This is a genomic window from Anaerophaga thermohalophila str. Valhall (genome assembly GCF_000250735.1).
In the GTDB taxonomy this organism is placed as follows: domain Bacteria; phylum Bacteroidota; class Bacteroidia; order Bacteroidales; family Marinilabiliaceae; genus Anaerophaga; species Anaerophaga thermohalophila_A.
Genome location: NZ_AHZV01000285.1, coordinates 1 through 3,650, shown reverse-complemented (window position 1 = coordinate 3,650; position 3,650 = coordinate 1). Strand labels below are relative to the sequence as shown.

Annotated in this window: 3 protein-coding genes; all 3 read right to left on the bottom strand. The window is 43.2% G+C overall.

The annotated features are described in order from the left end of the window. Nucleotides 1-220: 220 nt before the first annotated feature. Nucleotides 221-1,096, bottom strand: coding sequence for an ATP synthase F1 subunit gamma (gene atpG / locus OQ5_RS0114930; RefSeq protein ID WP_026055320.1), 876 nt, complete (start codon nt 1,094-1,096; stop codon nt 221-223). A gap of 6 nt (nt 1,097-1,102) precedes the next feature. Continuing rightward, nucleotides 1,103-2,695: a F0F1 ATP synthase subunit alpha gene (gene atpA, locus OQ5_RS0114925; protein ID WP_016778252.1), complete on the bottom strand. Its 1,593-nt coding sequence runs from the start codon at nt 2,693-2,695 to the stop codon at nt 1,103-1,105. Nucleotides 2,696-2,891: 196 nt separating this feature from the next. Continuing rightward, complete coding sequence (atpH, locus tag OQ5_RS0114920; RefSeq protein WP_016778251.1) at nt 2,892-3,428, bottom strand: ATP synthase F1 subunit delta; 537 nt, start codon at nt 3,426-3,428, stop codon at nt 2,892-2,894. Nucleotides 3,429-3,650: the final 222 nt, after the last annotated feature.

Sequence of the window (3,650 nt, the reverse complement as noted above, 5' to 3'; positions counted from 1 at the left end):
GAAAAACTTATGAATAAAGCAGGCTAAAAAGCATCTTTGTTGCCAAACTCATTGTTGTTTTAAATTCTTGCATCCTCATTAACAATAGCAATAGCATTCAATTGGTTACATTTAGGATGATTGCTTTAATAAAATGCAGATTTTCAATGGCATACGAATCATCTTAAATCTTATATCTAATAATCTAACGATCTATTGATACCACACTCACAGGTAATTTCTACCGCTTCAATGCCTCGGCTCCCGAAGTAATCTCAATCAGTTCATTGGTAATGTTCGATTGACGGGCTTTATTATACGAAAGTTGGAGTTCCCTGATAAGGTCGGTCGCATTATCGGTAGCTTTATGCATGGAAGTCATCCTGGCGCCGTGCTCGGAAGCAATGGACTCGAGCACTACCTGGTAAAAAAACGACCTCAGGGTTTTTGGCATCAGCGTATCTACAATTGTTTGCCTGTTGGGCTCAAGGATGTACTCCGAAATTGGTTTATCTCGTTTCACTTCAGGAATACTTATTGGCAGAAACTGCTGAACCTGCACTTCCTGTATTGCCGCATTGATAAATTCATTGTAGATGACAATCGACTTTTTCAGTATCCCCAGATCATATTCATCGATCATTTCATCAGCCAGCATGGATATCTTGGCAAATGCCGGATCAACAAGCTGCCCTTCCTCCAATATATGCGGCATAATATTTCTTGACCGTAACATTTTCCATGCCTGCTTCCCAAGGACTCTGATTTCAACATTTCCCTTCCTGTAATCGTCTTTCAGGTCGGTCCTTAAAAGAGCCTGAACAGCTTTCACTACATTTGAATTAAAAGCGCCGCACAATCCGCGGTTTGAAGCAACGACCCAAAGCACTACTTTGTCTCCCCTACCAGGGAAAGTGTAATTAATCTTAATATCGGGATGCGCCGAAACCATATCATTGATAATACCAATAAGATGCGAAGTATAGGGACGAATATGATCAACATCGTCCTGGGCCTTCTTCAACCTTGCTGCCGAAACCATCTTCATAGCACTGGTCACCTGGCGAGTGGTTTTGATGGCGCTAATCCTTGTTCGTATGTCCCTTAAATTCGCCATTTATATTTATTCCTCCTCTTCATCTTTATTATACTGAGATGCCACATCGCGGGCTACCTGCTCTATCTTGCCGGTAATTTCATCGTCAAATTTTCCCGATAAGATATTCTTTAAAACATCGGAATGCCTTAGTTGAAGATTTTCGATAAACTCTCTTTCAAAATCTTTCACTTTGTCCATCGGGACATCCCGAAGCAGTCCTCTGGTGCCGCAATAAATAACAGCTACCTGCTGTTCAACCGGCACCGGTTTATACTGAGGTTGTTTGAGCAATTCAACATTTTTTCTGCCCTTGTCGAGCACGGCCATGGTTGCAGGATCGAGATCGGAGCCAAACTTGGAAAAAGCTTCCAGTTCGCGGTACTGGGCCTGATCGAGTTTTAAAGTCCCTGCCACCTTTTTCATGGGTTTGATCTGCGCATTACCTCCAACCCGTGAAACAGAAATACCCACGTTGATAGCGGGACGGACACCTGCATTGAAAAGGTTATTCTCCAGAAAAATCTGACCATCAGTAATAGAAATAACATTGGTCGGGATGTAGGCCGAAACATCTCCTGCCTGGGTTTCAATAATCGGTAAAGCGGTTAAAGTACCGCCTCCTTTGACTTTCCCCTTTAATGATTCGGGGACATCGTTCATCCGGGCCGCCACCACATCCGATTCAATAATTTTGGCCGCTCTCTCCAACAGGCGGGAGTGCAGATAAAAGATATCGCCGGGGAAAGCTTCCCGTCCGGGAGGTCGCCTTAACAGAAGTGATACTTCACGATAAGAAACCGACTGTTTGGAAAGATCGTCGTAAATAATGAGTGCGTGTCGACCGGTATCTCTGAAGTACTCTCCCACAGAGGTTCCCGCAAAGGGAGCATAAAACTGCATAGCAGCAGGGTCTGAAGCCGTCGCGGAAACCACGATAGTATAGTCCATGGCACCATGTTTACGGAGGGTGCTGACAATTTGAGCCACAGTTGAGCCCTTTTGTCCGATCGCCACATAAATGCAATAAACCGGATCGCCGGCCTCATAAAACGGCCTCTGGTTGATAATGGTGTCAATGGCTATGGCGGTTTTTCCTGTTTGACGGTCTCCGATAATCAATTCTCGTTGTCCACGTCCAATCGGTGTCATGGCATCAATGGCTTTCAGCCCGGTTTGCAGTGGTTCCTTCACCGGCTGCCTGAAAATAACTTCCGGTGCTTTGCGCTCCAACGGCATCTCATACAACTGCCCGGGAATACTTCCTTTCCCGTCGAGAGGCTCTCCCAGGGTATTAACAACTCTGCCAACCATGCCGTCTCCAACTTTTATGGACGCAATTCTTTTGGTTCTCCTAACGATATCCCCTTCAGATACCAATTGGGAATCGCCTAACAATACAACGCCTACACTATCGGCTTCCAGATTGAGTACAACGCCCATACAATTATCAAATTCCACCAGTTCGTTCGACCGGGCATTAGACAACCCGTAAACACGGGCAATTCCGTCGCCAACCTGCAACACTGTTCCCACTTCCTCCAGCTCGGTGGCCGATTGAAATCCTTCTATTTCTTTTTTAATTATTCCGGAGACTTCCGACGGACGAATTTGTTCCATATCAAATTTCTTTTCTCTAACTCAAATAAAAAATCAGGGTTCGCTGCAATAACTTCAAAAAAGAGGAGACCGGTTAGCTGACCAGAATCCGCATCCATGCACACATACCCGGGAAGCATTCAGTTTGTTGCTTTTTGCTCAGGTCTTATATTATCCTGCACTATTGTTCGGAGTCAACCCAATCTCAAATGGTTTTTTAACTCAACAATTTATTTCTCAGTAATTTTATCTGGTGACCAATACTGTTATCGATGATTTCCTCATCCACAACCAGAATTACTCCCCCAATGATGTCAGGCTTTACCTGATTCTGGATTTCAACGGGTCTATCAAATTCGCGTTCAAGGTAAATTTGCAGTTTGTCCATGTAATCCAGGTCCATTTTAACTGCAGTGATAACTTTAACACTTCTGATTCCCTTATGTTTTTTGTATAAATCCTCAAAAGAGATAATGATATCGTGCAGAAAGTTTTCTCTGTTTTTATCAATGATAAGGTCTAAAAACCTGATCATAAGCGGGTGCTGTTCGCCTGAAAGAACCTTTTTGAGCACATTCTTCTTCTGGGATGCTTTTATAACAGGATTATTAAGAAATGCACAAAAATCTCTGACCTTCAGACAGTGATCAAGAAGCAGTTTAGAATCCTGATACAGCCTGTCCAGTTCGTTCCTTTCTTTGGCGAGCTCAAACAGTGCTCTGGCATATCTTATGGTTATGGGACCTCTGTTCATCCTGTATAATAGTTCAAATTAGTTCCCATCAATAAAGTCGGGAAAAGTTATAACAAATCATGTGTCTCTTCAGAAAGTGTCATTTACAAGGCTTGCGAAACCCGAAAATACGGAGTTTACCCATCGTAAATGAGTAATTTTCGGACGAGCGTAACACTGTAAATGGTACTTTATGGACAGACACTAATTAGTGCGTGTCTATAAACTCACAAAAATATTTTC

What these genes read in the sequence shown, in the direction of transcription:
- atpH (WP_016778251.1), bottom strand. Translation starts at nt 3,428, where the DNA reads ATGAACAGAGGTCCCATAACCATAAGATATGCCAGAGCACTGTTTGAG.
- atpA (WP_016778252.1), bottom strand. Translation starts at nt 2,695, where the DNA reads ATGGAACAAATTCGTCCGTCGGAAGTCTCCGGAATAATTAAAAAAGAA.
- atpG (WP_026055320.1), bottom strand. Translation starts at nt 1,096, where the DNA reads ATGGCGAATTTAAGGGACATACGAACAAGGATTAGCGCCATCAAAACC.